At 48.9% G+C, this 24630-nt stretch carries 16 protein-coding genes; all 16 read right to left on the reverse strand.

Annotated features, from left to right (window positions below):
• Positions 1–2: 2 nt before the first annotated feature.
• Complete coding sequence (locus AC506A_RS21490) at positions 3–884, reverse strand: carbohydrate ABC transporter permease (RefSeq protein WP_495463055.1); 882 nt, start codon at positions 882–884, stop codon at positions 3–5.
• 73 nt (positions 885–957) lie between these two features.
• On the reverse strand, positions 958–2304 hold the full coding sequence (locus AC506A_RS21495) for an ABC transporter substrate-binding protein (protein WP_495463056.1): 1347 nt from the start codon (positions 2302–2304) through the stop codon (positions 958–960).
• A 186-nt stretch (positions 2305–2490) separates the two neighbouring features.
• A complete protein-coding gene (locus AC506A_RS21500; protein WP_495463126.1) occupies positions 2491–4074 on the reverse strand; it encodes a response regulator in 1584 nt (527 codons plus the stop codon).
• A 1-nt stretch (position 4075) separates the two neighbouring features.
• Positions 4076–5875: a cache domain-containing sensor histidine kinase gene (locus tag AC506A_RS21505; protein ID WP_495463057.1), complete on the reverse strand. Its 1800-nt coding sequence runs from the start codon at positions 5873–5875 to the stop codon at positions 4076–4078.
• Between the two features lie 104 nt (positions 5876–5979).
• On the reverse strand, positions 5980–7632 hold the full coding sequence (locus AC506A_RS21510) for an extracellular solute-binding protein (RefSeq protein WP_495463058.1): 1653 nt from the start codon (positions 7630–7632) through the stop codon (positions 5980–5982).
• Positions 7633–7731: 99 nt separating this feature from the next.
• Positions 7732–8625: a carbohydrate ABC transporter permease gene (locus AC506A_RS21515; protein WP_495463059.1), complete on the reverse strand. Its 894-nt coding sequence runs from the start codon at positions 8623–8625 to the stop codon at positions 7732–7734.
• Between the two features lie 34 nt (positions 8626–8659).
• Positions 8660–9643, reverse strand: a complete 984-nt coding sequence (locus tag AC506A_RS21520) for an ABC transporter permease (protein WP_495463060.1) — start codon at positions 9641–9643, stop codon at positions 8660–8662.
• A gap of 193 nt (positions 9644–9836) precedes the next feature.
• A complete protein-coding gene (locus AC506A_RS21525; RefSeq protein WP_495463061.1) occupies positions 9837–11678 on the reverse strand; it encodes a cache domain-containing sensor histidine kinase in 1842 nt (613 codons plus the stop codon).
• Positions 11671–13290 (reverse strand): response regulator transcription factor, encoded by a 1620-nt coding sequence (locus tag AC506A_RS21530; protein WP_495463062.1) that lies wholly within the window; start codon positions 13288–13290, stop codon positions 11671–11673. The genes AC506A_RS21525 and AC506A_RS21530 overlap by 8 nt, the downstream gene beginning before the upstream one ends.
• A 150-nt stretch (positions 13291–13440) precedes the next feature.
• Positions 13441–15219, reverse strand: coding sequence for a type 2 periplasmic-binding domain-containing protein (locus tag AC506A_RS21535; protein ID WP_495463063.1), 1779 nt, complete (start codon positions 15217–15219; stop codon positions 13441–13443).
• 70 nt (positions 15220–15289) lie between these two features.
• Entirely contained in the window at positions 15290–16174 is an 885-nt protein-coding gene (locus AC506A_RS21540; protein WP_495463064.1) for a carbohydrate ABC transporter permease, read from the reverse strand.
• Between the two features lie 15 nt (positions 16175–16189).
• On the reverse strand, positions 16190–17116 hold the full coding sequence (locus tag AC506A_RS21545) for an ABC transporter permease subunit (RefSeq protein WP_495463065.1): 927 nt from the start codon (positions 17114–17116) through the stop codon (positions 16190–16192).
• A gap of 153 nt (positions 17117–17269) precedes the next feature.
• Positions 17270–19231, reverse strand: coding sequence for a right-handed parallel beta-helix repeat-containing protein (locus tag AC506A_RS21550; RefSeq protein WP_495463066.1), 1962 nt, complete (start codon positions 19229–19231; stop codon positions 17270–17272).
• Between the two features lie 172 nt (positions 19232–19403).
• Positions 19404–22487: a discoidin domain-containing protein gene (locus AC506A_RS21555; protein ID WP_495463067.1), complete on the reverse strand. Its 3084-nt coding sequence runs from the start codon at positions 22485–22487 to the stop codon at positions 19404–19406.
• Between the two features lie 561 nt (positions 22488–23048).
• Positions 23049–23321 carry a hypothetical protein gene (locus tag AC506A_RS21560; protein WP_495463068.1) on the reverse strand — a complete coding sequence of 91 codons (273 nt, stop codon included), beginning with the start codon at positions 23319–23321 and terminating at the stop codon, positions 23049–23051.
• Positions 23322–23511: 190 nt separating this feature from the next.
• A complete protein-coding gene (locus AC506A_RS21565; RefSeq protein ID WP_495463069.1) occupies positions 23512–24609 on the reverse strand; it encodes a mandelate racemase/muconate lactonizing enzyme family protein in 1098 nt (365 codons plus the stop codon).
• Between the last annotated feature and the right edge of the window lie 21 nt (positions 24610–24630).

Genomic DNA, 24630 nt, shown 5'->3' on the forward strand with positions numbered 1-24630 from the left:
CCCTAATACGTAATGCGTTCGCGCGCAAACAACCGGTTGATGACCAGCGTGGCCAGCAGGCTGAGCGCCACGAGAAAGACTGAAATCGCGCAGGCGTAGCCGTATTTCGACTCCATAAACGCATAACGATAAATCATGTAAGTCAAGGTATAGTTGGTTGTTCCCGGTCCCCCGCTTGTCATGATCAGCATCTGAATAAAGGCGCCGATGCCAGAGGTGATCGCCAAAATGAAACAGAATTTATAGGTCTCGGCCATGAGAGGGATCGTAATACGAAGATGAGCCATCCATTTCGTGCAGCCGTCGATATTAGCCGCTTCCATATACTGTTCGGGAATAGATTTGACTCCCGCATATAGCAGGCTGAATTGAAAGCCCATGAACTGCCAGGCATTCACAAAGGCAATCGCAACGATTGAAACGGCAGACGAGGTCAGCCAATTTTGTCGATACGAGATGCCGAGCAGCTTGAATAGCTGGTTCACGAACCCGCTCGTAGGATCATACATCGCAATCCACAGCTGGCAAACGACGGTGACCGACAGCACGACTGGGATAAAATAGCCTGCCTTCAGAATCTTCCGGCCTTTCACTTTGGGATCGGCGCATACCAATGCAAGCACCGAGCCAAGTCCGATTTGGAACACGACAAGCACGAGCGCAAATAGCGCACCGTTCCGCAGCGATCGGGTCAGCAACGGATCGTGAAACAGCTTCACGTAGTTGGAGATTCCGTTAAATGTGCCGCCCCCTAGCCCATTCCAGTCGTAGAAGCTCCGGTACAACGTTTGCAGCACGGGATAACTGACGATGACCGAATAAAGCAGCAAGGCCGGAAGAGTGAACAGTGCGATGGCTTTCCTGTTCCTCAAATAGATCTTCATGATAGTTGTTCCCTGCCTTTACTTAGCAAGCGCCCGCGCCCGGAACCTGCGTTCCGGCGCGGGTCAGTTCGCTCTATTTGTTGATTTCCTTGATTACGCGTTCGATGTTGTCGTTGAATTGCTTGTCGGTAAAGCCTTTCACTACCAAGTTCTGCGTATTGTCGTCCAGTGCATTGTTGAGCTCCGTGCTTTGATTGAACTTAGCGTAGCCTTTAACGTTCGGAAGCACCTCGTCGATCAGTCGCTGCATCATTGCCGGTGGGGTAACGGAAACCACCTGGTCGATCTTCAAGGATACAATCGGGTTACCAAGCTTGAGGTATTGATACTCCGAATACTTGCGGGCGACGAACGCAGCCACTTTGATGGCTTCCTCTTTATGTTTGCTTGTAGGCGATACGGCAAAGCCGCCGGGCGCTGGCGCGCCGTTCATATAATATTTCATCTTCTCGTATGTCTGTTCATCCTTGGCCGGCCAGTACATCCAGTCGACGTCGGTGCCCATATTTTTGTCCGAACCGTAAATTTCCCATTGGCCATTAACAAACATCGCCGCCTTACCGGTATAGAACAATGCAGAAGCTTGGTCGTAATTGGTGTTCGTCGCATTGGCATCGAACAGTCCTGCTTCCTTAAGAGCCTCGAACTCCTTCGATGCGTTCTTAAATGCGTCCGGCAATTGCGTCAGACCTTGCTGTTCCAGTGCCGCGTAGCCGTCCGGCTGCTCGCGGGTGACCAAACCTTTGTAGAACGAGTTGGAAATCCATTTCTCTTTCGCAAATATCGCCATCGGGATAATTCCCTTAGCTTTGAATTTCTTGATCGCTTCGATCCACTCACCGTATGTCTTGATTGGCGCTTGTACGCCCGCTTCCGCGAACAGTTTCTTGCTGTAATAGAGCAGCTGGAAGTTCGTTCCGCCCGCCGTATAGGCGTAGATATGCCCATCAGGTGCTGCCAGCGAATTCTCGTAGCCCGGGTTGAAATCAGCCAGCAACTCTTTTGTTGCCCCAGCGTCGTCGAGCATTTCGATATTTTTGGATTCTGCAAAAGCTTTGATAATGCTAAAGTCGGCATCGAAAATATCTGGCATATTACCGGTCGCAGCATAGGTTTTCAGCTTCTGATTGTTATCCTGTTGCATGGGATCCAGTTCCAGCTCGACGTTTGGCATTGCCTTCTTCAATTCGGCTACCGCGTAGTCATAAGGCTTCTTGGTGTCGTCGTCGAAATATTTGGCATAGATACGGAGCTTGATCGGCTCGCTGTTAGCGCTATTTCCCTCTGCCGTACTGCTATCCGCGCCTGTCGCCGCGTTGCCTGATGCTTGGTTGTCGTTATTTCCGCTGCCGCATGCCGTGAGCGACAAGGCCAGCATCAGCGCCCCTGCGACTGCAAGTGTTTTTTTAGTCTTTCTCATACGGTCTCCCTACCTTCTCGTTAGTTGATGACCCGCCAGTTAATAGCGATCTCAGGTACATGTTCATTATAAAAGCGATTGAAACGTTAAAATACGCAACGAACGCGACCAATCAGCAAAAATCGAGACACTTGGTCGAGCTCCGCTCAAATAACGTAAAAAGCCGCACCAGGTGCGGCTTTCGGGTCATTTCACCAGTCTGTTTTCGTATTCTGAGGGCGTAAGTCCAAATTGCTTCTTGAAACACTTGCTGAAGTAATTAGGGTCGTTGAATCCGACTTGCTCCGCGATTCCATGCAGCTTAACCGCCCCCATCCCGATTAGCTCCTTCGCCCGCTTCATGCGCACGTAGGTGATGTAATCCGAAACCGATACTTTGCCTTCCCGTTTGAAGATCCGCCGTAAATAGCTGGAGTGGATGAACAATTGGGCGGCGACGCCTTCCACGGACAGCTCGGGGTCGGAATACTGCTCTTGAATGTAGGTTTTGGCGACATTGTACAGTTTAAGCGACTTAGATGACCGTTCGCTTGAGGTAGACGCCATGCCCATCTGGTATAACTGCATAATCCAGTCTTTCCCTTGCTGAACCGTCGCCAATCCCCGGATATGCCGGACTGGCGAGAAATTGGCACCATACACGTCTTCAATGGAGTTGCCGGATTCGATGACGTACGACAAACAAACCGAAATAAGACCAATCATAATTGTATAGGCGTTCTCGCTCGTCGCCCCTTCATTGTCCATGTAGCCAAACGTTGCTTCCAGCCGTTCCCTCACGCCGCCCTCGTCTTTGGCGCGCAAATGAAAGATCAGCGCCTCGTGCATGTCCACCGGGAAGAAATTGAACTTTTCCGTCCGGTTGCTCAATCTATCGTACCAAATGAACTTGCCCTGACCCGCGGTGAGCTTATTTTGTAGGCAAAGCAGCGCTTCGCGGTACGACTGGTGCAGCTGCTCATATTCGCGGCATGGGCTGCCGAAGCCGCTCGTCACGGTAAACTTGAAGTGCCGCTCGACCAGACGGGCGAGTCGCTCGAATGCATGACCGTCGTAATCGTTAAACTCCCGTTCGCTGCGGAAAGCAAGTATAGACACAATGCGCCCCTCGGAGTCGTGGAAAACATAATGCTCTCCATCGATGTGTACAAGATCGCCAAGCATGTTCGCTACGGTATGCTTCCATAGCATGATTTCTCGTGGATCGCTCCATTGCTCATAGAGGTTGTCAATCTCCGTCGCGATAACCCGAAATCGGAACGACGGCAACGGAAGCCGGCAGCGAATCATCGATGCTTCAATCTGAGCACGGTCCATGTCGAGGCCGGGACGAATCAATTTGTTGAGGAAGCTGTCACGCAGCAGTGGCGCGATGTCCTTGGACAGTTCGCTTTCCTCTCGTGCGCCTAGCACGAAACTTCTCGCTTTCTGCAGCGCCACGACGAACTCTTCATTGTCGAAGGGCTTGAGCAGGTAGTCTTTCACGCCAATGCGCATCGCTTTGCGCGCGTGCTCAAATTCGTTGTGTCCGGTCACCAAGATAATGAAAAGGTGAGGGTATTGCCGCTTCAGCTCTTCGGAGAGCTCCAGACCGTCCATGTATGGCATACTGATATCGATCAGCGCCAGATCCGGCCTGAATGTCTCCGCTTGTTCAAGCGCGATGACTCCATTGTTTGCCTCGCAGCAAATGACCAGACCTAGACTCTCCCAATCGATGCGCGATTTCATATGCTGCCTGAACAAAATTTCATCGTCCACTATCATCACTTTAAGCAATGCGATTCCTCCGTTCTCCGTCGGCAGGCAAGCAAACACTTACAGTCGTGCCAGCTCCCGGTTGACTCTTGATTGCAATGCCGTATTCATCTCCGAAATAGAGACGAATGCGTTCATGCACACTGAACAATCCGAAGGAAATTGGCTTCCCGATCTCGGATCCATGTTTCCCGATCCTACCCTGCACGTCTTCCGACATGCCGGCTCCGTCATCGGTAACGTGAATTATGATGCGGTTTCCTTCTATAGTACCGGCAACTCGGATATGCCCTTTGCTTCCCTTGAGCTTCAAGCCATGGTAAATGGCATTCTCGAGAATCGGCTGCAGCGTCAGTTTCGGAATATCGCACGTTAGGATTGCAGGGTCGATGTCCATGTCGTAGTCGAATACATCGGAATAACGCACGCTTTGAATCGCCAAATAGTCGCTGGCATTTTTGACTTCCTCGCTGATCGTAATGATTTCGCTGCCCTTGCTTAGTGCAACCCTATAGAAATCAGCCAGTGCTTTCGTCGTATCCCGCGCTTCATGCTGCAGGTTCATGTCATTCAGCACGTAAATCAAGTCCAGGGTATTGTACAGAAAGTGCGGCTTAATCTGGGAATGGATGAGCGCAAGCTCGATTTCCTTCTTCTTGATCTGATCCGCTTCGACCTGAAGCAGCAAATCCTTGATCCGTGTGATCATTGAATTGAACACGGATGCGAGCAGGCCGATCTCATCGGAGGTCTGAATTTGTGCGGCTGCGTTTAGATCCCCCTCCTTGACCTGGCGCATCGCCTTGGTTAATTTCAACAAGGGATTGACGATAATCTTCGAAAGCATCCCCGCCCCCAGCAGTGCGAATATGAGGCAAACCGCGCCGATAATAAGCGTCATGATGCCATTCTTCCGGATATCTTTAGTAATGAGATCCACCTGAACGATATTGACGAGCCGCCATCCCATCTTAGCGTCTACAACACTCGTGACGAGATTGCGGCCGGTATCCGTGTTCACGATGAGGGAAAACGAGCCTTTCGATAGCAAGAGGCTGCGCAGTCGCTCATCTCGGAGTGGCTTCAGCAATTCGGATTTGGTCAGCGACGATATCACCTGACCTTCACGGTCGACAATCATGAACTGCTTCTTGACGCCGTAAGCCGGATTCATCTTGGCGAAGATGTTCGAAATCGAACTCTCCTTGACGTTGACAATCAGCGTGCCGAACGGCCGGCCGGAATCCAGCTTCAATATTTTTTTGCCGATCGAAATGACCGGTTCTTGGGCATTCGTCACCAGGTAGTCCCGGCGCTGCATCGGAAACCAATTATTGACGCCATAACCCGGCATTGCGTTAATCCTTTTCAGCCAATCGCTTGTGGCAAATTTACTGTCACTTTCCTTCGTCGGGAAGTAAGACGTGAAAAGGCGGCCCTTGGAGTCTATGAAGGCCGCGGAATCGATATCGGGAAAATTCAGCTGGTTGATGCTGAATTGTGTCTGCATTTGATTGGAAAGCTGCTTTTCTTCAAACGGGCTCGTCGAGTTGGGTAAATCATCGTAGATATGATTAATGTCCGTCATCATAATGTTGGCACCGCTCTGGGCATTCTCGATCATGGTATCGATCCGGGTCAGAATCAGCGTCGATTCGTCAGACACGTTCTGCTTCGTCTTATCAATTAGAGAGTTCGTAAAGAGATTGCTGGTAAAGTACCCAAGTATGAATAACGGGACAAGAATAAGCGGGATGTATACCGCAATAATTTTTTGTCGGATTAGCAAGGTGCGGAAAGATCTTTTTGTCATCCGGCTTCAAGTCCCTTCTCCATGTCATTCGTCTAGCAAGATTCGAATACTCGTATGGAAATAGTGGGAAACGGCTTCAATACGCCGTCTCCCATCGATCGTTCTTATTTCCAAAGCGCCAATCTTGCCTGGTAATTGTCGTTGATGATTTTCTCGACGGACTCGCTTCCTGCCGCCTTCATGTCGGCCAGCATTTTGTCGAACGTGCTTGCCGCTTCCGCTTCCGTCTTGGCATTGATCGCCTTCGTCAGCGATTGGTTCATAATATCCGACAGCTTCTGTGCGGTTAGAATTTCAGGCGTGCCGCCCTGCGGACCAAGATTATCATAAGTATCCGTGTTCCAGCCGGAGTCGCCCAGGTTCTTTATCGCCATTTTGTCCACTTCGCCGCGATCGTAACGGGCCACCATGTCGTACACCGTACCGTCTTCGGCTTTGCCGCCCTTGATGAACCAGGTCCACTTGCGAACGCCTGACTCTTTAACGGTGTTGCCGAAATCGGCCTTAAATTTCTGAAGTACCTCCGGACGAGGCACATGCTTGCCGTCCTTCATGTCCCAGTCCACGCCTTCAATCCCCCACTGCAACAGGTATTGTCCCTGTTCGCTGGCAAGGTAATTGATGAACTTCATCGTTTCTTCCGGATGCTTGTTCGCCTTTGTGATGCCGATTGCATCCCAGCCGAGCGAGCTTAACGGACCGTACGTGGTCTTTGCCGGATCTACACCAGGCGCGACGACTTTGTACGCATAGTATTGCTTGTCCGCTCCGCCGTCCTTTTTGAGCGCTTCGTTAGCGGTACCGAGATCCCAATATGCGCCTAAAGTGGCGAAGATGTTGCCCGCCGCCATTTTCTCCAACCACGTTTCCCGTTTGTTGAGCGCCCATTCCGGATCGATCAATCCTTCGCGGAACAGCTTGTTCATATACAGAATCATATCACGATACTGGGGATCCTCGACATCGTATTGTAGTTTGCCGTCCACTTCATAATACGATTTCATGCCGAACATGCCTTTGAACGTTCCGAGAACCGCTCCCATATTAGAGCCGTCCATCGTCATTGCAGTGGTCTTCTTCCCGTTTACCTCAGGATACTTCGCTTTGAAATCTAGTAATGCACGCTCGAACTCGTCAGCCGTGAATGGCACGCCTCCCTCGGCTTTATCCGGTGCCAGCTCCTTAAGCATATCCATCTTCAAGTTGAAGCCGAATACCGGTTCGTTCTCGGCGAATCCGTACCAATTGGACAGGAAGTAATTTTTGCCGTCCGAGTACCTCGTCTTGTTCAGAGTGTCGCCGTACATTTGCGTGACGTCGGGTCCATATTGGCTGATTAAGTCGTCAAGCGAAATGAGCGCGCCTGATGCGATGTACTTGTTAAGGATATCGCTGCTTCGGTCGAACATGATGATATCCGGAAAATCCTCGGAGGCCAGCATCAGGTTCAGCTTCTCTGTCGGATTGCCTGTCGGTTGCTGGATCTCGACCGTTACGCCGGTCTTTTTCGTGATTTCGCGAGCGACCGGATCATCGAAATTTTCACCGGTATTTTTGTCAAAAAACGTGATTTTGAGCGGTTCCTTAGAGCTATCGGTATTTCCGCCGTTGTTGCTGGCTAGGTTTTCTTCGGTCTGCCCATTCGCGGCAGCCGCAGGTTCGTTCTTATCATTGCCGGTACTGCTGCAGCCCGCTATTAGCGCAGCGCTAACAATCGTGCTTGCGACAATCGTTCCTATTTTCTTGATCGATGCCATGGTTGGAGATCCCCCTTAATTAATGATAAAGTCCGAACGTCAACGCTACCTGAGACTTGTACCTTCCTACGAATATCACCTCCCCAAAAATGCGGCGGCTCAGCTTTTAACAGCGCCAAGCGTCAAGCCCTTGACGAAATACCGCTGCAAAAACGGATACACAAGGATGATCGGGATCGTCGCGACCATCGTTGCCGCCATACGGATCGTATCCGGTGATATAGCCGTCCGCTTAAAGGAATCTGCCAATTGGGTCCGGCTATTCGTGAATGAGCTCGTCTGGTATTGATTCAGGATTTTGACGAGTACCGCCTGCAGCGTCTTGAGCTGTGGCTTGTAGGTAAACACATAGGAATCGAACCAGGAATTCCAGTGGCCGATCGCGGAGAACAGTCCAATCGTCACGAGTACCGGCAGGCAGACCGGCAGCACGATCTTCCAGTAAATTTGCAGATCATTCGCCCCGTCCATTTTCGCCGATTCCTCTACTTCCGCCGGCAGATCCTGCATAAATGTGCGAACGATGATAACGAAAAACACGTTCATTAGATTCGGAATGATATAGACAGCGAAGCTATCGATCAGGTGCACGTTCTTCAAGATCATGTAGTACGGAATGAGCCCGCCGCCGAAATACATCGTGAATATGAAGAACAAACCGATCATGCGCCGTCCCACTAAGTCCTTCTTGCTAAGCGCATAGGCAAGCAAACTGATGACCATAACCGTCAGCGGAGTGCCAACCACCGTCCGAAGCAGCGTAACTTTAAGCCCGTTCAGGATTTCTCGATCCTGCAATATTTGCTTGTAACTTTCAAGAGTGAACTCCCTGGGCCAGAACGTGATGCCGCCCCGAACCGTATCGCTCGCACTGTTAAGTGATAGGGCTAAAATGTTCCAAAAGGGATAGAACGTAATCATGAACACGAATATCAAAATCAAATAGATACATGCCGTATAGATTCGCTCTCCCGCACCGCTGATTTTCTCCAAAGCCGGCCGCCTCCTGCTCTTCTTCTCTTAAGCGTTAGTACAATGATTGCTGATTGACCTTTCTAGACCATGCATTTACTAGTACGACTAATAGGAATGCAACGACCGATTTAAACAATCCGACCGCAGCCCCGTAGGAGAACATCCCATTCTGTAAACCGTAACGGTACGTATACGTATCAATAACGTCGGAATATTGCAGCACCGTCGTATTCTGAAGCAAATATTGCTGGTCAAAGCCCGCATTGAGCACGTTGCCGAGCGCGAGAATCAAGAGAATCGTAATCGTTGGCTTGAGTGCAGGCAGCGTGACGTTCATCATCTGCCGCCACCGGTTCGCGCCGTCTACTCTCGCGGCTTCGTAAAGCTCTGCGTTGATGCTCGTAATCGCGGCCAAATAAATAATGGCGTTAAAGCCCATCTCTTTCCAGGCATTCGAGAACGCGATGATCCACCAGAACATATGGCCATTCTGAAGGAACAGTACCGGCTCATCGATGATATGAAGGGCCATCAAAAGTTGATTGAGCGGGCCCTGGGAGGACAGCATCGTAACGATGATGTTGGCGGCAATGACCCAGGAAACGAAATGCGGCAAATACGATACGGTTTGCACAACCCGTTTAAACAAGCCTTGGCTAACCTCATTGATGACGAGTGCCAGTATAATCGGAGCAGGGAAACCAATCAGTAGGGAGAGCAAGCTCTGCGCCAGCGTATTTCTGAGAATGGGATAGAAATCCCCGTTATTCAGAAAATATTGAAACCACTTCAACCCGATAAATTCACTATGAAAAAACTGATAGAAAAAAGATCCGCCGCCCGGCGAGTAATTGATGAAGGCCATATATAAGCCGAACATAGGACCGTAAGCGAACACTAGCGTGCATATAAAGCCTGGGAGGATCATAAGAAACAACCATTTCTGCCTCTTCATCCTACTCCACGGCGACGTGCGCTTTTTCTTCGAAATTGCCCGCGCATCCGTAAGATTGCTCTGCTGCAACGTCACTTCCATAAAAACCTCCTCCTAGAGCGTCCTATAGTCATATTTGTAAGCGGTAACAATTTCTTATTATAAATATCCGCCATTGCTTTAAATACGTAGAAATCGAGACACATCAGAAAAATACGATACCTCCGGGCAAAAAAAAGAACGGCGAAAGCCACTAGGCTTCCACCGTTTTTTTTACTCTATTGTGTTAATAGTTCTACAAATTAGCCGGCAAACGGAGACAAACCTCTGTCCCGATATCGGTTTGACTTTCAATAGACAAGCCATAAGCTTTACCGTGTTGCATTTGTATTCTTCTGTTTACGTTCGCGAGACCGATGCTGCCGCCGATAGCCGATTGCTTCGACGAATCGCCGCCCTCCAAATGCTCGCGGATCAGTGCCAACCGTTCCGGTGAGATACCCGTCCCGTTATCGCGAACGGTAATACTCAGATCGTTCCCGTCCCTCTCGGCGGTGAGCGTGATTGTGCCTTGATAGCCTTTCGTATTCAAACCATGCTGGAAAGCGTTTTCTACAATTGGCTGCAAAATAAATCGGATCACTTGGCACGACCTCAGCTCTTCCGGGATATAAATAGACACCTGAACGCCTTCCCCATAACGAACATTCATGATTTTCAAGTAATTATCGATGTATGCCACTTCTTCGGAGAGTTTCATGGTCGGCGATCGATCCTTATAAATGGTACGAAGCATATTTCCAAGCGTTGTAATGCTGTCCACGATGCTGAGTTCATTCCGAACCAGTGCCACCCACTTGATTGTGTTCAAGGCATTGTATAAGAAATGGGGATTGATTTGGGATTGCAACGACTCCATCTCCAGCATCCGCTTCTCTTCCTCGATCGATTTGTTCTCTTTGATCAGCTCCTCGATGCTTAGCGACATTTTATTAAACCGTCTCCCTATAATGCCGAGTTCCGTGCTGGGCGTCTCGTTAAGAACAATACCGACGTTTCCCTTCTCCATCTCCCGCATCGCGTAGACCAAGTGATTAAACGGCCTCGTGATCCGATAGATCCAGTAGAAGGAAAGAAGAAGCGCTAGAAAGAGGCTCAATATAATAACTAAACCGATGAGCTGCCGCAAAGTCCGGATATTGCGAATGAATTCCGCTTTCGGCGTTTCGTTGATCAGCGTCCACCCCGTCTGTCCGATACGATAAAAAGTAACTTGTTTAGAACGGCCCTCGACTTGCGCCGAAAAGCTGCCGTTCGAGAGGGAATGGTCGATTCGAGCAGCCAAAGGCGCAATCGATCCGATCCGATCCAGGTCCGGATGGGATATGATGATGCCGGCGTCATCCATCACATACGATGCTTCATACTTGTTTGTGCCTTCACTGCCGCTAAAAAGGGATCCAAATTCGGATTGCCGAACGTTAACGACCAACACCGCGGATAGATCCACGCGTCCTAGAGCGGTGACATAACGAACGGCTGATAGGTAAGGCAATGGGACCTCTCCGGGTGAAATCCTTTCCTTCAAATTGAATAAAGAGGAGTCCGTCAACCCGTCCCACAAAAAACCAAACGATTTCTCTGTGATTTCTTGATAGAGTATGGACGAATAGAAAGGGCTGGATTCCCTAGCATCCTTCTCGTACCAACTTCTTGAGCCGGAATTGAAGACCGCCTCGCCGCTTCGGTTATACAAAGCAATGGAATGGACATAGGGATATGTGAGCAGAAAACGGTCCATCGACTTGAGGATCTCCTGCATATTGCCCAGCCTGGTGGCTTCATCCGATATATCGGGATTTCCGATAAACTCTTGAATCTCTTTGTTGATGGCAAACAAGCCCGCCATTTTTTCCAGCTGATCGCGAAAATTAACGATGCTGTTTTCGGACTGGCGAAATTGACGAGTGACCATCTCCTCGGATTGCTTATTCAGAATAGACAACACGCTATTATAGACGAGGGTGGAAATCAGACACACGATGATCAGGGTCATCGCCACAAATGACGCGATAAGCTGGGTCTTCAATTTGACATTGAAGCTGCGGTCGCTGAAAATGCTCAAGATTTTACTCATTCTCATACGCGCCAACCATACCGTTTAACACCCTTGTTTTCCTAAATTCCAAAGGGGAAACACCTGTCGTTTTTTTGAAAATGCGGCTGAAATACGCGCTGTCTGGGACGCCTACGATTTCGGCAATTTCATAGGTTTTGAGTGTCGTGCTGCGCAGCAATTCCTTTGCCTTCTCGATCCGGCAATCCGTCAGGTACTCGATGAGATTGCGCCCCATTTCTTTCTTGAAGAGAAGGCTAAAGTAATTCGGGCTGAGCCGAACGTGATCGGATATTTCTTTCAGCGAAATATCCTGGTCAAAATTGCGGTGAATGTACTGCACGGCGTCGGCCACTTCTTTGCTGACGGATTTGATCATGCTCTTTAATTTCGCGGTTTCCGCAAGATGGTTTTCCCAAACCTCGATCGAATCTCGAATCGAGTAGCAGGCTTCGATCCTTTCCTTTCCGGTCAAGCCCATGAGCGGCGTGGAATCTTCAGGGATGCTTAGATAGGAACATGTCCACTCCATCAACCCGATAAAAAGCAGTTTCCAGCTGCGTTCATCGTAAAGAGGCTGCTCCAGCCGCTTCTGCACTTCCTTCTTTAGATCGCCCGCAAACGGTTCGTCCAGACTTTCCCAGGCGATACAAACGGTACTGACCGCCTGTTTCCACTTCGCAAATGCAATTTCTTTGGGCCGATCGGATAACATCTGGATCGGAACTTCGGCGAAATATCGATCTGCCATGCAGGCATTGCATGTTTGATAAAGCCTCTTTAACCCACCTAAGCCTTGGTCGATCTCGCTCACGCATATATGAACCGAAACGTCGAAATACGTTTTTATCGCTCGGAGGACATTCTCGAACAAGCTGATCAGCGTGACCACAACGTCTTCATCCGTGGTCCGATCGTGGAAAGAAAGCACGACCAAATAGCGGTTGTCTTTGTCGTGAAACGCTTCCCCAGCACCGTGATTGGCCATGATTTCGTTCAGTACGTTCAAAATCGTAAAATGGATCAGTTCGCCGCGATCGTCATTGAACCGTTTTAACAGGCGTGCGTGCTGATTCGTCTCCATAATGGCTGTCACGACCTTGCCCTGCCCGATGCGTGAATTCAGTTGCTTCAGCAGAACCGTCATTTCGGACTCCGAATAAACGCCGTAAAACAAATAATCCTTCAGCAGCTTCTCTTTCAAAGTACCGATACTCATGTTGTTGTTTAATGTCCTAAAGGGGGAGTTTACCCTGTTCTTCAGTTCCTCATAAACGGAGCCCACGATGGATTCCATTTCGTCAAATGTCATCGTCAGCTTCAAGATATAACCGGAAACCTTGAAATTCGCCGCTTTACGTGCATATTCAAACTCCTCGATGCAGGATAGAATCAGGATTCTGGTATCCGCATCTTTCCTTCGCACCGCCGATATCAGTTCCATACCATCCATAACGGGCATTTTGAGATCCGTAATGATGAGATCCGGCTTCTCCTTCTCGTAGACTTCAAGGGCATCTTTGCCATTGGATACATCGGCGATCACTTCCATCTCGTATTTGCTCCACGGGAAGGAGTTTTTAAGACCAATGCGGACGAGCATTTCATCTTCTACGATCAATACTTTATACATGACAACACCTCGTTTCCTGAGGTCAACGACCGCCGCTCTAAACCATACTATAGCTTGCTCATTCCCGAAATTGCAATAGAAATACCGGACAGGCAGCTTGCTGCCCGTCCGGTATCTTGCAGGCCCCGTGTCGGCGAATGCCGACAGGAATTAGTTGCCCGAGATCAGCTGTTCATACTTTGCCATGCCGTCTTCAAAGGATTTCTTCCAGAACGAATCCGCTTCCGCAAAACCGGCTTTGTTTACAAGGTCCATAATGCGTTCCTTTTCTTTCTGGAAAGCCTCGTCATCCTTCGCCATGACGGCTTTCGGCGTTTCCTTGATCAGAATTTGCTCAATATTGGCTTCGATTTTGGCAAGTTCGTCATCGCCTTGGGCTTGAAGGGCAGGCAGTGCGGGAATGTATGCCGGACTCAAGCTTTTCGCTTTTCCTTGTTCGACAAGCTTGTTCCAAGCATCGCCCGGATATGCCCCGCCATAGTGAGCGCTATATTCCTCGTCAAGCGGGTTGAGCTTCGTTTTAAAGTACTTGTCGGTCAAACGGAGATCCAGGTAGGAGCCGTCTGTATCCAGAGCACTGCCTCCAAGTCCGGCAAACATCCCGTAAAGACTAACGCCGGTATTGGTTGCAAAGCTTGAGTCTTCATTTATCGCCTTAATTGTCGCATCCAGCAATTCGGGTTTGCCGTTCTCGATATCCCAATGCGTGCCCTGAATACCATCCAGCAGGAGCCGCGTGCCTTCCTGCGAAAAGAAATAATCGAGGAATTCGATGATTCTTTCCGGGTTTTTCGCGTTCTTCGAGATGACGATCCAAGGATCGTTCAGGCCGACGACCGATTGAAGACTGTACGCCTGCGACGTCGCTCCGTCAACTACTTGGGCCACGAAACCCTTGTCGTTTTGTCCCTTAGCTTTGAAGTACGCGTTGGCTCCATCCAACTCCCAGCCCATATGCATCGTCAAGAGCTGGCCGGCTTTCAGCTTGGCCTGATAATCGGTATATTTTTGCGTGAATGCTTCCTTGTCCAGGATGCCCGCGCGATAGGCCTTATTATAGAAGGATACCCCCCGCCAGAACGGACCGTCCGCTCCGTACCGATAGACGTACGAACCATCGGGTTTGGTCGTCGTGTTTTTGGTGGATTCCGTCCAGCCTTCCGCATAAATAAATGGCACATAGTAAGACCATAGACCCCAATCCGTCCAACCGGACAATCCGTATACTTTTTTTCCTTCGTCCGTTTTCGGATGCTTCTTCAGCTCGCTCGCAATCATGGGGATCAAATCGTCATACGACTTCAGTTCCGGGTAGCCCTCTTCTTTATAGTAGTCCCAGCGAGTAAACCAGCCGATCCAAGGAGAATAATTGCTGTAAGGCTTTGCTTCAGGGGTGATTGCAACAGGCAGAAAGTAGTAGTTGCCGTCCGCGTTGCCCAATCGCGCGTTAATGACATCCAGTGCGCTTTTGTACTTCGAGATGTTCGGTGCTTTGGCAAGGAATTCATTCAGCGGCATGGCGAGTTTGCCATCAAGCGCATCCTTGGCCCGATCCGGCGGCAACAGCATAATATCCGGAAGATCCCCGCCTGCGAGCATCACCTTGATTTTATCCTGATCCATGCTCGTAATATCCAAGGTTACACCCGTTTTGGCTTTGATGGCATCTGCCACCGGGTTGCTTTGAACCCCTGGGACGCCGTTGAACTGCTGATTCCAACTCATACGGAGCGTAATTGGTTCCTGCACGACCGGTGCTGCGTTTTCAGATGCGGCAGTCCCCTCCGTATTGGCAGCCGTTGAACTGCCGGCCTCGGTCGAACTACTGATCGGCTCGTTGTTGCCGCCGTTGCTGCATGCGCCAAGAACGAATGCAAAGCTCAGAACGATAGCAAGCCGTGAAATCGGATTTGCTTTTTTCTTTGTCATGTCCCTTGAACCCTCCCAGTTAATTGTAATCTATATACAGCCCAATATGGCGGTATAACGGACTCGATTTTTAACCTTTGATTGCGCCAAGCATGATTCCTTTGACAAAATAGCGCTGCATAAACGGATACACCAGTAGAATCGGAAACGTGACAATCATGGTGATACTCATTTTGATCGTCTCCGGGGTCATTTTAATGTCCTTCGCATTTCTAGTGATGCTGGAAGGATCCATATTCGTGAACGAGCTCGCCTGGCTCAAAAATTCGTACAGGGTCAGTTGAAGCGTTTTCAAATGTTGACTGTGTACAAGAAAGTAGTTATCCATCCATGTGTTCCATTGACCGACAGAAGCGAAAATCGCCACGGTTGCGACAATCGGCATACAAAGCGGAAATATTATCCTGGTAAACAAAGTGATATAGCCCGCACCGTCCATCATCGCCGATTCCTCCAGAGCGACTGGAAGCTGCTCGATGTAGGTCTTGATCAGAATAACGAAAAATCCAACTACGGCCGTAGGCAGCACATAGAGCAGGAAGCTGTTGTCCAATCGAAGCATCTTCATCGTGATATACCACGGAATCAAGCCCGCGTTAATGTAGAGGGTCACAACCAACAGCCGGTAGACAAGCTTGCGAAACTTCATTTTTTCTTTTGTCAGCAAGTAGGCAAAGAAGCTGGAACAGACCACGGTAAGCAGTGTACCGATGACAGTGCGAGAGATCGATACGATAAAAGCATCTTTTATATTAGGCAACGAGAGCATGTTCTGATAGGTATCCAACTTGAAGCCTGCCGGAATGAAGAAAATGCCCTGAACGACTTTGGCCGGATCGCTGACAGAATAAATCAGGACATAGTAAAAGGGATAGATACACAGGAGGACGAAGGCGGTCAATACGATGTAATTGACGGCGTCGAACAACCTGCTGCTGAGGCGCATCGAACTCATAGATAGACCTCCTTCCTAAATCATAGATTGACCGCGAACGCGTTTCGAAATGACATTCACTGTAAACAGAAGCACAACGCTGACAAGCGTTTTCAACATGCCGACCGCAGTCGCGAAAGGATAATCTCCGACTTTGATCCCCGAACGATACACATAGTAATCAAGCACTTCGATTTTGTCGGCAACGAGCGGATTGTAGAATACGAAATATTGATCGAAGGAACTGGACAGCATTGCACTTATATTTAACAACAGCAGTACCAGAAACGTCGGCATGACACCGGGAATGGTGATGTGCCAAATGGTCCGGAAACGGTTCGCCCCGTCAACCTTGGCAGCGTCATAAAGCTCGGAGTCGATGCCTGCGATAGCCGCAATGTAGATGATGGCGCTCCACCCTAGGCCCTTCCATATGGTAATCGCCGCTTGAAAATACCAGGTTGCGCCCGCATTGCCCATCGGATCGACAGCATGATCAATACCGAGCAGCATCAGTGCGGTATTGACAAGCCCTTCCGCCGAGAATATGGCATAAGAAAGCGCATAGACGAGAACCCAACTAATAAAATTCGGCAGCGTCGAGAACGTCTGGATGAATTTCTGGTAACGGACGGATCGCAGTTCGTTCAGCATAATGGCAAACACGATGGCTAGCGGAGAGAGCAGGATATTCAGGAAGTTCATCGCTAGCGTATTAACAAGTGCATTTTTCAAATCCGCAGAAAAATTGAATATCTCGCGAATGTGCTTCAGTCCCGAGAATGGTGTTTCGGACAAGGGTACGCCGGGTCTATAATCAAAGAACGCGTATACCCAACCGTACACCGGAAAAAAATTGAACAAAATCATCAGGACGATAAACGGTGTCGAGAGGAGAAATAAGTTCCATCCGTCCCTACTCTTCTTACCTTGTCCGGATTTCCACGCAGTACTTGAAATCATGGTAAAGCCCCTTTCTATGTGCTGCAAATCCATTATAGAAAAGCCTGAGCCTTATCTGAATTGACCTTTTTCCGTCTTCTTGGATATTTGTATCGAAGTCCGTTCCTCAATTGGAATACGGGAACATCTGTCTTCAACAGGTTTGGATAATCTTCAGATTAATGCGCTTTTTTTCTTATCCGGACGAAGGAGTAAATGACGATACCGGTCCTCCAATCCCGCTTTGGCAGCCTTCTCGTGTGGAAAGCTCGGAGAATCCGGCCCGATGTTGGTAATATTGGCGTAAATCGAAATGGTCTTAAACGTGTTTTTCACGCCTTCATGGTATAAAATCGGAATGACCACGTTATGGACGATGTTTTCCGCTATCTCCAGATGTGCCGAAGCCTCATCCATGTAGATGCCTCCGGGAGATCCGTGAATACGGATATAATGACCATACTTTTCATAGTGACCGAATGTAAGCCGCACGATGTCCTCGACACAAACATCCTCTTGGCTGCCGTTATCATGAACGTAATTGCCTTTGATGACCGAATCCGGCTGTGCTGAAAGCGTATATATCCCGCCACCGTCATGAAGCTTGCGAAGCACATGGTGAATGTGGTTGTACGCTACACGATTTCCCTTCATAACAGTCGGTTCTCGGAACTCCGGATATTGCTCGGGCGGAAAGTTGGCAAGCCGCTCGATTCCCGGATCGGCGTATCCCCATCCCCAGCCGAGTGAAATTCCGCTGTAAGCAACTTCAGTTATTTCATTATGCGCGATGACAATGTCAGCAACGTAGCCTGTGATGATGGCAACGCTTCCTTTAAAATCGGTTCCGATTTCATGAAAGTAGTTGTTTTCAATACGATTGTCCTGCACGATCTCCCGAAGATCTTCCGGATGCGCATCCGCAAACGAGAAATCTCCAATTTGAACGCCGCTGCCGGCAATTCGATAGAATTCATTGCCGACAAACGCATTGTTACGCGATCCGAACTCTATATCTACGGCACCGCTGCCCAATCGATGAAAATGGCAGTTTTCAAAACGGACATCTTCCGACGCATGCAGTACGATTGCCGAAGGCACTTTTACATAAGCCGAGTGAGCATTCCTATCATCTTGGCTATCCTTGAGCAAGTTGGACTGAACCTCCGGATGCCCCATCTGAACGGGCTGCAGGAAAGTCGTATGGCAAAACTCCAATCCGATAAACGATATTCCGCGAACAGGCGCTTCCAGCGTTCCTCTGATGTCAATCAGACGTTCGGTCAACGGCATCGTAATTTCCAGCTCGTGCACGTTCTCGTGCTCATGGGCGAAATAGTAAATTTCTTCCGCCGAACGGTCGTAGTACCATTCTCCCGGCGAATGCATTAACTCGTACACATTCTCGTAGTAGCTTGGCGCGCCAACCTGCACGCCTGCTTTAATCTGGCAATCGCGGAAGCAGGGCATTCGCATGCGGATAATCGCGCCTTCCTCTCCATCCGGCTCAACCGATTCGATCGGACAAATGCTGTGTGTCCAGCCGACATCGAACACGGCTTCGATGTCTTGCGGATTTCTCCAGGCGAGCGCTTCCTGGTTTGCCAAACGGTAGCCTTCATAGACGGATAGCTGGCCCTGGTAAGTCGTCACCGTCTCCTTCAGATTCCAGAAAGAAGTCAGACTGTCTTCCGCTTTGTCCCAGCCGTTTGTCTGCAATGCCCGGCTTCTTGGGCGGGGAGCCGGTTCGCCATTCACGTAAAGATGCCGGCTGTAAGGAAGTCCGTGAATAGACACTTTGTACAAATTACGCCCGAGCAAGTCGTCAACCGCCTCCCACCCTTCAAGCCTAATTCCACCGCTAATGACAACCGACTCTCCCGGATACGCTTGATAGACTGTTCTATGAATACTTGCTCCGGAATCTTTGGAGTCAAAATAGAGTGGTTTCGACAAGGTATAAATGCCTTCCCTGATCCAAACTGTGAAGTCGCCTTCCCTACTGTTCTCCATGCTTCCGGCAACTTGTTTGGCCCGTTCTATCGTACGATAAGGACGCTCAACCGTACCCGGGTTCCTATCGTCCCCTCTCGTAGAAACAAACCTTTCGTTCTGTGCCGCTCTCGTTTCCATCATGGAACACCTCGACTCCTTTTCTGCAATTTAGGGTTATTATAAAAAGGTAAGGTGCGAATAGGAATGGATTTAATTATGACTTTCAGTATCTTCCCTTCACCCCGAGATGTCGCCTATGCTAGGCGCAAATAAAAAACCGGTCAGCTGCTCAGCATGACCGGTTTCGGTTTGTTTATTTATAAATCGTGAAAGTCAAATCTCTGTTTCCTCCGCTTTCCGTGCCCCAAGTAACGCCTCCATCAACAGACAGCTTCTCCAGACCGTTCGAATACGGATTGCTGTCGCTATAGCCGAAGCCATATTTATTGTTTGTGGAAGCGTCGTCGAGCGTGCCCGGAGATCTAAGAATAATGCCATACGTTTTGGTCGTATCCAGACCCGTCAATTTCGGATAAATCGAGTAAGGTGTAAGGACGGCCTGGACGTTAAATGGCGGAAGTGCCGCCGTAAAGAGCTTCTGCGACGGATTGCCGCTTGCATTGAGCAAAACAATGTCCACGTACAGATTATCCTCGGGAAGTTTGTTGACATAGCTCTCGTACAGCCACATATCGATTTTCGGCAAACTGGACTGCGTAACCTTGAACGTCTGCATGCGTTGAACATTCGCGCGGATATCCGAATAAGTGGAGTAGGCTGAAGTACTATCATCTTGGTTAATTACATTGCCAGTATTTCCGGTGATATTGTAGGCTTCTATTTCGTTAATGGAAGGAATAAAGCGGGCATGCGTCGCGTATAGCCTGATCTTGGTTGTCGATACGGTCGGAAAATCGATCATCTTTACATCCCCAATAGTGAACCCGTTCGACAGGTTCTTGTATGCCGAACCGTCCCAATACTGAAGCCGGAAGGTATCGACTTGGAAGTTTTGGTTCCCGTAGCCGTATTCTTTGATAACGACGCGGTTTACGTTCGTAGCGGTACCGAAGTTCACTTCGACCCATTGATTGTTGTTTGAACTTCCGTCGGCGCTCCATCTCGTTCCCAAATTGCCGTCCGTTACTAGGGCAGCCCCGTAACCCCCAGGATACGTCGTCGATGCAGCAGCGGATTTTCCGATTGCCAGATTGGTAGGCGGTAATGGCAACGAAGACGTGTTGGTCGAGATTCTCAGAATGACGGACTCTCCCGGAGTCTGCGTGCGGGTGTAACTTCCACTGAAAGTTCCGAGTTTATTTCCGCTATACAACTCTGTAACTGTATAGGTAGCACTTGGACTCAGCCCGAGGTCGGAGAACGTAATCGTATTCGTCGCCGAATTGTTTAAATCCCAGTTAGAGAGCCCTACGATTTTATCTCCATTCGTAGCGGTTAAATAAATAGCGGCCGGAGAATGCTCGAGCTTATGATAGAAATTCGTCATCTTAACCGGTTTTGCCGCTTTCCCCATATTAACGACGTCTATAAGGGAGGTATTCAACAAGGTCGCCATTCGGTCCTCCGGAAGAAAAGGCGTGTTATCACCGACAAGGAGGTGACCTCCACCGAGTACGACCGCTGTTGATAACAGCCTGCTCTTACTGAAGGAATACTGATTAAAACCGCTCGTAAAACCAGCTGGCATGATCATGTCAGGGTCGTTGTATTGATACAGCGTGCCATTCGTCCACCATGAGGCGGCGGTATTGAAAGCTTGCCGTTCTATGCCCGAATAGAGCGTATTTTGTAGTCCGATGCTCGTATCGCACCCTGTTCTTCTACCATGCGCATATCCCGAAGGGAGCAACGGCGCAATCGATTCGTCTATATAGATGGGTCTGCCTGCGGCAAGCAGTTCGGTTTTCATCGCTTGCATGCCGATGCGATAAGCCTGCATACCATTTTTCGAGGAATCGTAAAAACTTCCATCAAACATCCCCACATCTAAGAAATCCAGCTTGGCGTAGTCGAATCCCGGATCCACGAAATATTCCTTCATAAGATACTTGAGATAGATTTGACCGGCGGGATGCGTTGCATCCACGATAGGCGTGTTGATATAAGAAATAATGGGGTTACCGCTGGCATCCTTGAGCGCGATATCTTGGAACGTGTAGGTCGGCGCATTTGGAACCGGAGCCGTCAGCGGATCCCAAATCGTAAACGGAGAAGTATAACTCCCCGCTTTCAACCCTTTGCTATGAACGTAACTCGCATAATTTGTTAAATCGGTCTTCGTTGTCGGCGTAGATGCCCCGCGATAACAGCAATCCAAGTTCAAGTAGGTATACCCTAGAGGCTGTAATACCCTTGCATAATAATCAACCGTAGCCTTCATCGCTTCAACGGTAGGATAATTCAAAAAGCCGTAATAAGTATTAAAGCCCTTCGGTACGCCTCCACTCCAAGTCATCATCGGTTCTCCGACAGCGTAAACGCTTCCAAACTTTTCTAAACCGTCTTGATAGTCATCATAGTACCCTAGAAAAAACTTATCCGAGGAAACCGACGTTCCGCTTTGTTTCCCCCCTGCGTTGTAGACAGAGAAGCCGGTTAACGGCCCATTCGCCGTGCTGGCTTGGTTCAAAGATTGCATGCTCTTCCATTTGAAAGTTGTCGCCGCTCCGGCGATAAAGCCGTGCTTGTTCGTGTTGTCAAACATCGCGGCTACCCAGTAGCTTTTGCCGTTAAATGCACTCCATGGAACAGGCGTGCCTTGCGCACGGTCATCTCCGTTTTCGCTGTTGCCAAAATCGTTGACCGGCGCAACGCCAAAGTCATAGTTATTCGTGTAAGGAGTCGTGTAAATCCTCTTGTCCGACCCGGAACCGATGTCCAAATTCGATGCGGCGATTGGTTCCAAGAAGTCAATGGTTTGAGAAGTGCTTTTCGTGACCTGCATGTCCGCAATGACGAACGGCTTATCTTCGTACAGAACAATATTCAGAATAATCGTGCTGCCTGCGGTCAACGCGTTCGTAATCGTAAGCTTCATACCGTTCGTCCCATAACCGTCCGTTCCGATCGTACTCCAAGCAGCCGTTCTTGTTCCGGCATCGTAAGAACTGATTCTTGTAGAATTGCCCGCTACGGTGTAATCGGAGTAAAAATCACTCATGATCGTTGTCGCACCGGCATTAAAATTCCCCTTGCCTATCGATAAATCGTAAGTAATCGTTATCGTTCCGTTCGTTGCCGTAACGACGCTGCCGCTTTGCGAAATGTTGACAGCTGCAGCAAACGTCTCCGAAGTACCGAATTGCAATATACCTAACAAAAGAAGAGACATTACGGCGATCATTTTCATTACGTTCCCGACCCTTTTACCGATCATTAGATTTCGCCTCCCATAATTGATAACGCTAAGAAACTTCGCGAAATTACATGGGAGATTTCTTATGTCTCCCGGACATTAACCCATCAACTCCTTTGATTTCTGCAGATTCGCGTCTGTGACATCTCGTCTCCGTCGTTGAATTCTCTTATCTTCTGGTCGAATTCACGGTAATTATAGAAAAAGATACTTAAAATAGGAATGGATTTAATTATGACTTTCAGTACTTTCTCTATCTCCTATTTGACTCTAACGGTTGTGACAGTGCTTATTTGGCATACATACACCCTTTTTATTTTCTAACGGTTGCCAGCGAGCTTAATTGAACGTTTTCCATTAGGAATCGACCAATTTGCTGCAAATAACGTCTGTCACAACCGTTAGACTTATAAAAAGGCTTATTTTCATGATATAGCCACGCTGATAACCGTTAAAGTTTGGTTCATGAAGCATAAACAAAAAGTTGATCCGTTTCACACGTCTTTTCTATGCTTAACTTTCATCAAACAAAAAAGCTGCCGAATTTGATCGGCAGCTTATCTCTATTTCTTCCTTAGAACATTATCTTGCAGCAGCTTCCTCTTCGAGCACTTTACCGCCTGCATCTCTCCAGTTTTCTACAAATTTGTCGAAATACTCGATCGGCTGCTTTCCTGTAATGATATCCACGTATGCCTCTGATCTGATTTTATCAAGCTCTGCTCCATATTTAGGCTGAGATGGGAGAGGTAGAATAACCTCATTCATAATACCATCACTTTGGAGTGTTCCGAGAGACATGCCCCAGGCATACTCGCGGTTGACTTTCCCAATGATAGATGGCATCCAGATCATTATTGAATGTTGCGCCTCCGCCTGATAGCCGGCTCTTCAAAAACAAGGAAAATCTAAGGAAGCATGACTTGCATTCTGCATGGAAGCGGCGTGTAACGTTAAGACAACAATTTGACCAATTTTTTACACAGATGGATCATCTGAAATAGTCTGGCCATACGGCGGCATGTAGTCCGTTTATTAATCCATCTTACCTCACCCGATACTCTTCAAAATACTTCGGAAGTATCGTCGTAGATGCGCCCGGCAGTTCAGGCAGCACATAGTGCCCTTCCTTCACAGTAGCTGGCTCTTCAAAGATATGGCGAATCCAAGGTATGTACTCTAACATGATTGCATTCTGCGTGGAAGCGACTAGGTGCTGATGAATCTGTCCCATATCGCCAACGTGAGGGCAGATTGGAATATCATAGGAAGCCGCGAGACCCGCTACCTGCAGCCATTCTGTAATTCCGCCCACGCGCGTTACGTCCACTTGGCAATACTCGATGGCACCTTGGTGAATATAATCACGGAAAGCATATTTATTGTAGACATGTTCGCCTAGCGCAATCGGCACGTTTAGTGCATCCGCGAGCTTCTTGTGACCCATGATATCATCCGGGTTCAGTGGCTCTTCTAGCCAGAACAGATCGAATTCTTCCAGCTTCTTGCCCCACGTCATTGCCGTATTGATGTTCCATTGCTGATTGACGTCGATCATGAAGATCACATCATCTCCGATTGCCTCTCGCACTGCTTTGCACCGGTCGTAGTCTTCACGCGGATCTGGCTTGCCAACCTTGATCTTCACACCCGTAAATCCTGATTCCACGATCTCCGTAACATCCTTCAGCAGCCGTTCCTTTGACCAGTTCAACCAGCCGCCATTCGTGTTATAAGCTTTAATTCGCTTGGACTTCGCTCCGCCAAGATATTGCCATAATGGCTTGTTTGATGCTTTCGACATGATATCCCACAAAGCCACATCCACCGCAGCCAACGCCATATGGGTTACGCCGGCTCTTCCGATCCAATGCATTTTGCCAAATCGCATGTCATCCCACAGTTCCTTTACCATAAACGGATCTTTACCTATGAGCAGCGGCGCATAGTACTTCTCAATCGTATCGACGATCATATCGTCGCCATGAGCGCATGTTCCGGTGTAACCATATCCTACGTATCCCTCATCGGTATAGATGCGCACGCCTGCTAAGCCCCAATGCGTAGCGACATTGATGGCATCTGTAATCGGTGGCGTGATCGGCACATGCAAAACAAAACTTTCAACTTTGGTAATTTTCATGTGTTCCATCTCCCAGTCGTG

Source organism: Paenibacillus sp. N22P23 (genome assembly GCF_059383735.1).

Excerpts from the sequence above, each read along its gene's own strand:
- AC506A_RS21490 (WP_495463055.1), bottom strand. The coding sequence starts at position 884 with ATGAAGATCTATTTGAGGAACAGGAAAGCCATCGCACTGTTCACTCTT.
- AC506A_RS21495 (WP_495463056.1), bottom strand. The coding sequence starts at position 2,304 with ATGAGAAAGACTAAAAAAACACTTGCAGTCGCAGGGGCGCTGATGCTG.
- AC506A_RS21505 (WP_495463057.1), bottom strand. The coding sequence starts at position 5,875 with ATGACAAAAAGATCTTTCCGCACCTTGCTAATCCGACAAAAAATTATT.
- AC506A_RS21510 (WP_495463058.1), bottom strand. The coding sequence starts at position 7,632 with ATGGCATCGATCAAGAAAATAGGAACGATTGTCGCAAGCACGATTGTT.
- AC506A_RS21520 (WP_495463060.1), bottom strand. The coding sequence starts at position 9,643 with ATGGAAGTGACGTTGCAGCAGAGCAATCTTACGGATGCGCGGGCAATT.
- AC506A_RS21525 (WP_495463061.1), bottom strand. The coding sequence starts at position 11,678 with ATGAGTAAAATCTTGAGCATTTTCAGCGACCGCAGCTTCAATGTCAAA.
- AC506A_RS21530 (WP_495463062.1), bottom strand. The coding sequence starts at position 13,290 with ATGTATAAAGTATTGATCGTAGAAGATGAAATGCTCGTCCGCATTGGT.
- AC506A_RS21535 (WP_495463063.1), bottom strand. The coding sequence starts at position 15,219 with ATGACAAAGAAAAAAGCAAATCCGATTTCACGGCTTGCTATCGTTCTG.
- AC506A_RS21540 (WP_495463064.1), bottom strand. The coding sequence starts at position 16,174 with ATGAGTTCGATGCGCCTCAGCAGCAGGTTGTTCGACGCCGTCAATTAC.
- AC506A_RS21545 (WP_495463065.1), bottom strand. The coding sequence starts at position 17,116 with ATGATTTCAAGTACTGCGTGGAAATCCGGACAAGGTAAGAAGAGTAGG.
- AC506A_RS21550 (WP_495463066.1), bottom strand. The coding sequence starts at position 19,231 with ATGATGGAAACGAGAGCGGCACAGAACGAAAGGTTTGTTTCTACGAGA.
- AC506A_RS21555 (WP_495463067.1), bottom strand. The coding sequence starts at position 22,487 with ATGATCGGTAAAAGGGTCGGGAACGTAATGAAAATGATCGCCGTAATG.
- AC506A_RS21560 (WP_495463068.1), bottom strand. The coding sequence starts at position 23,321 with ATGATCTGGATGCCATCTATCATTGGGAAAGTCAACCGCGAGTATGCC.
- AC506A_RS21565 (WP_495463069.1), bottom strand. The coding sequence starts at position 24,609 with ATGAAAATTACCAAAGTTGAAAGTTTTGTTTTGCATGTGCCGATCACG.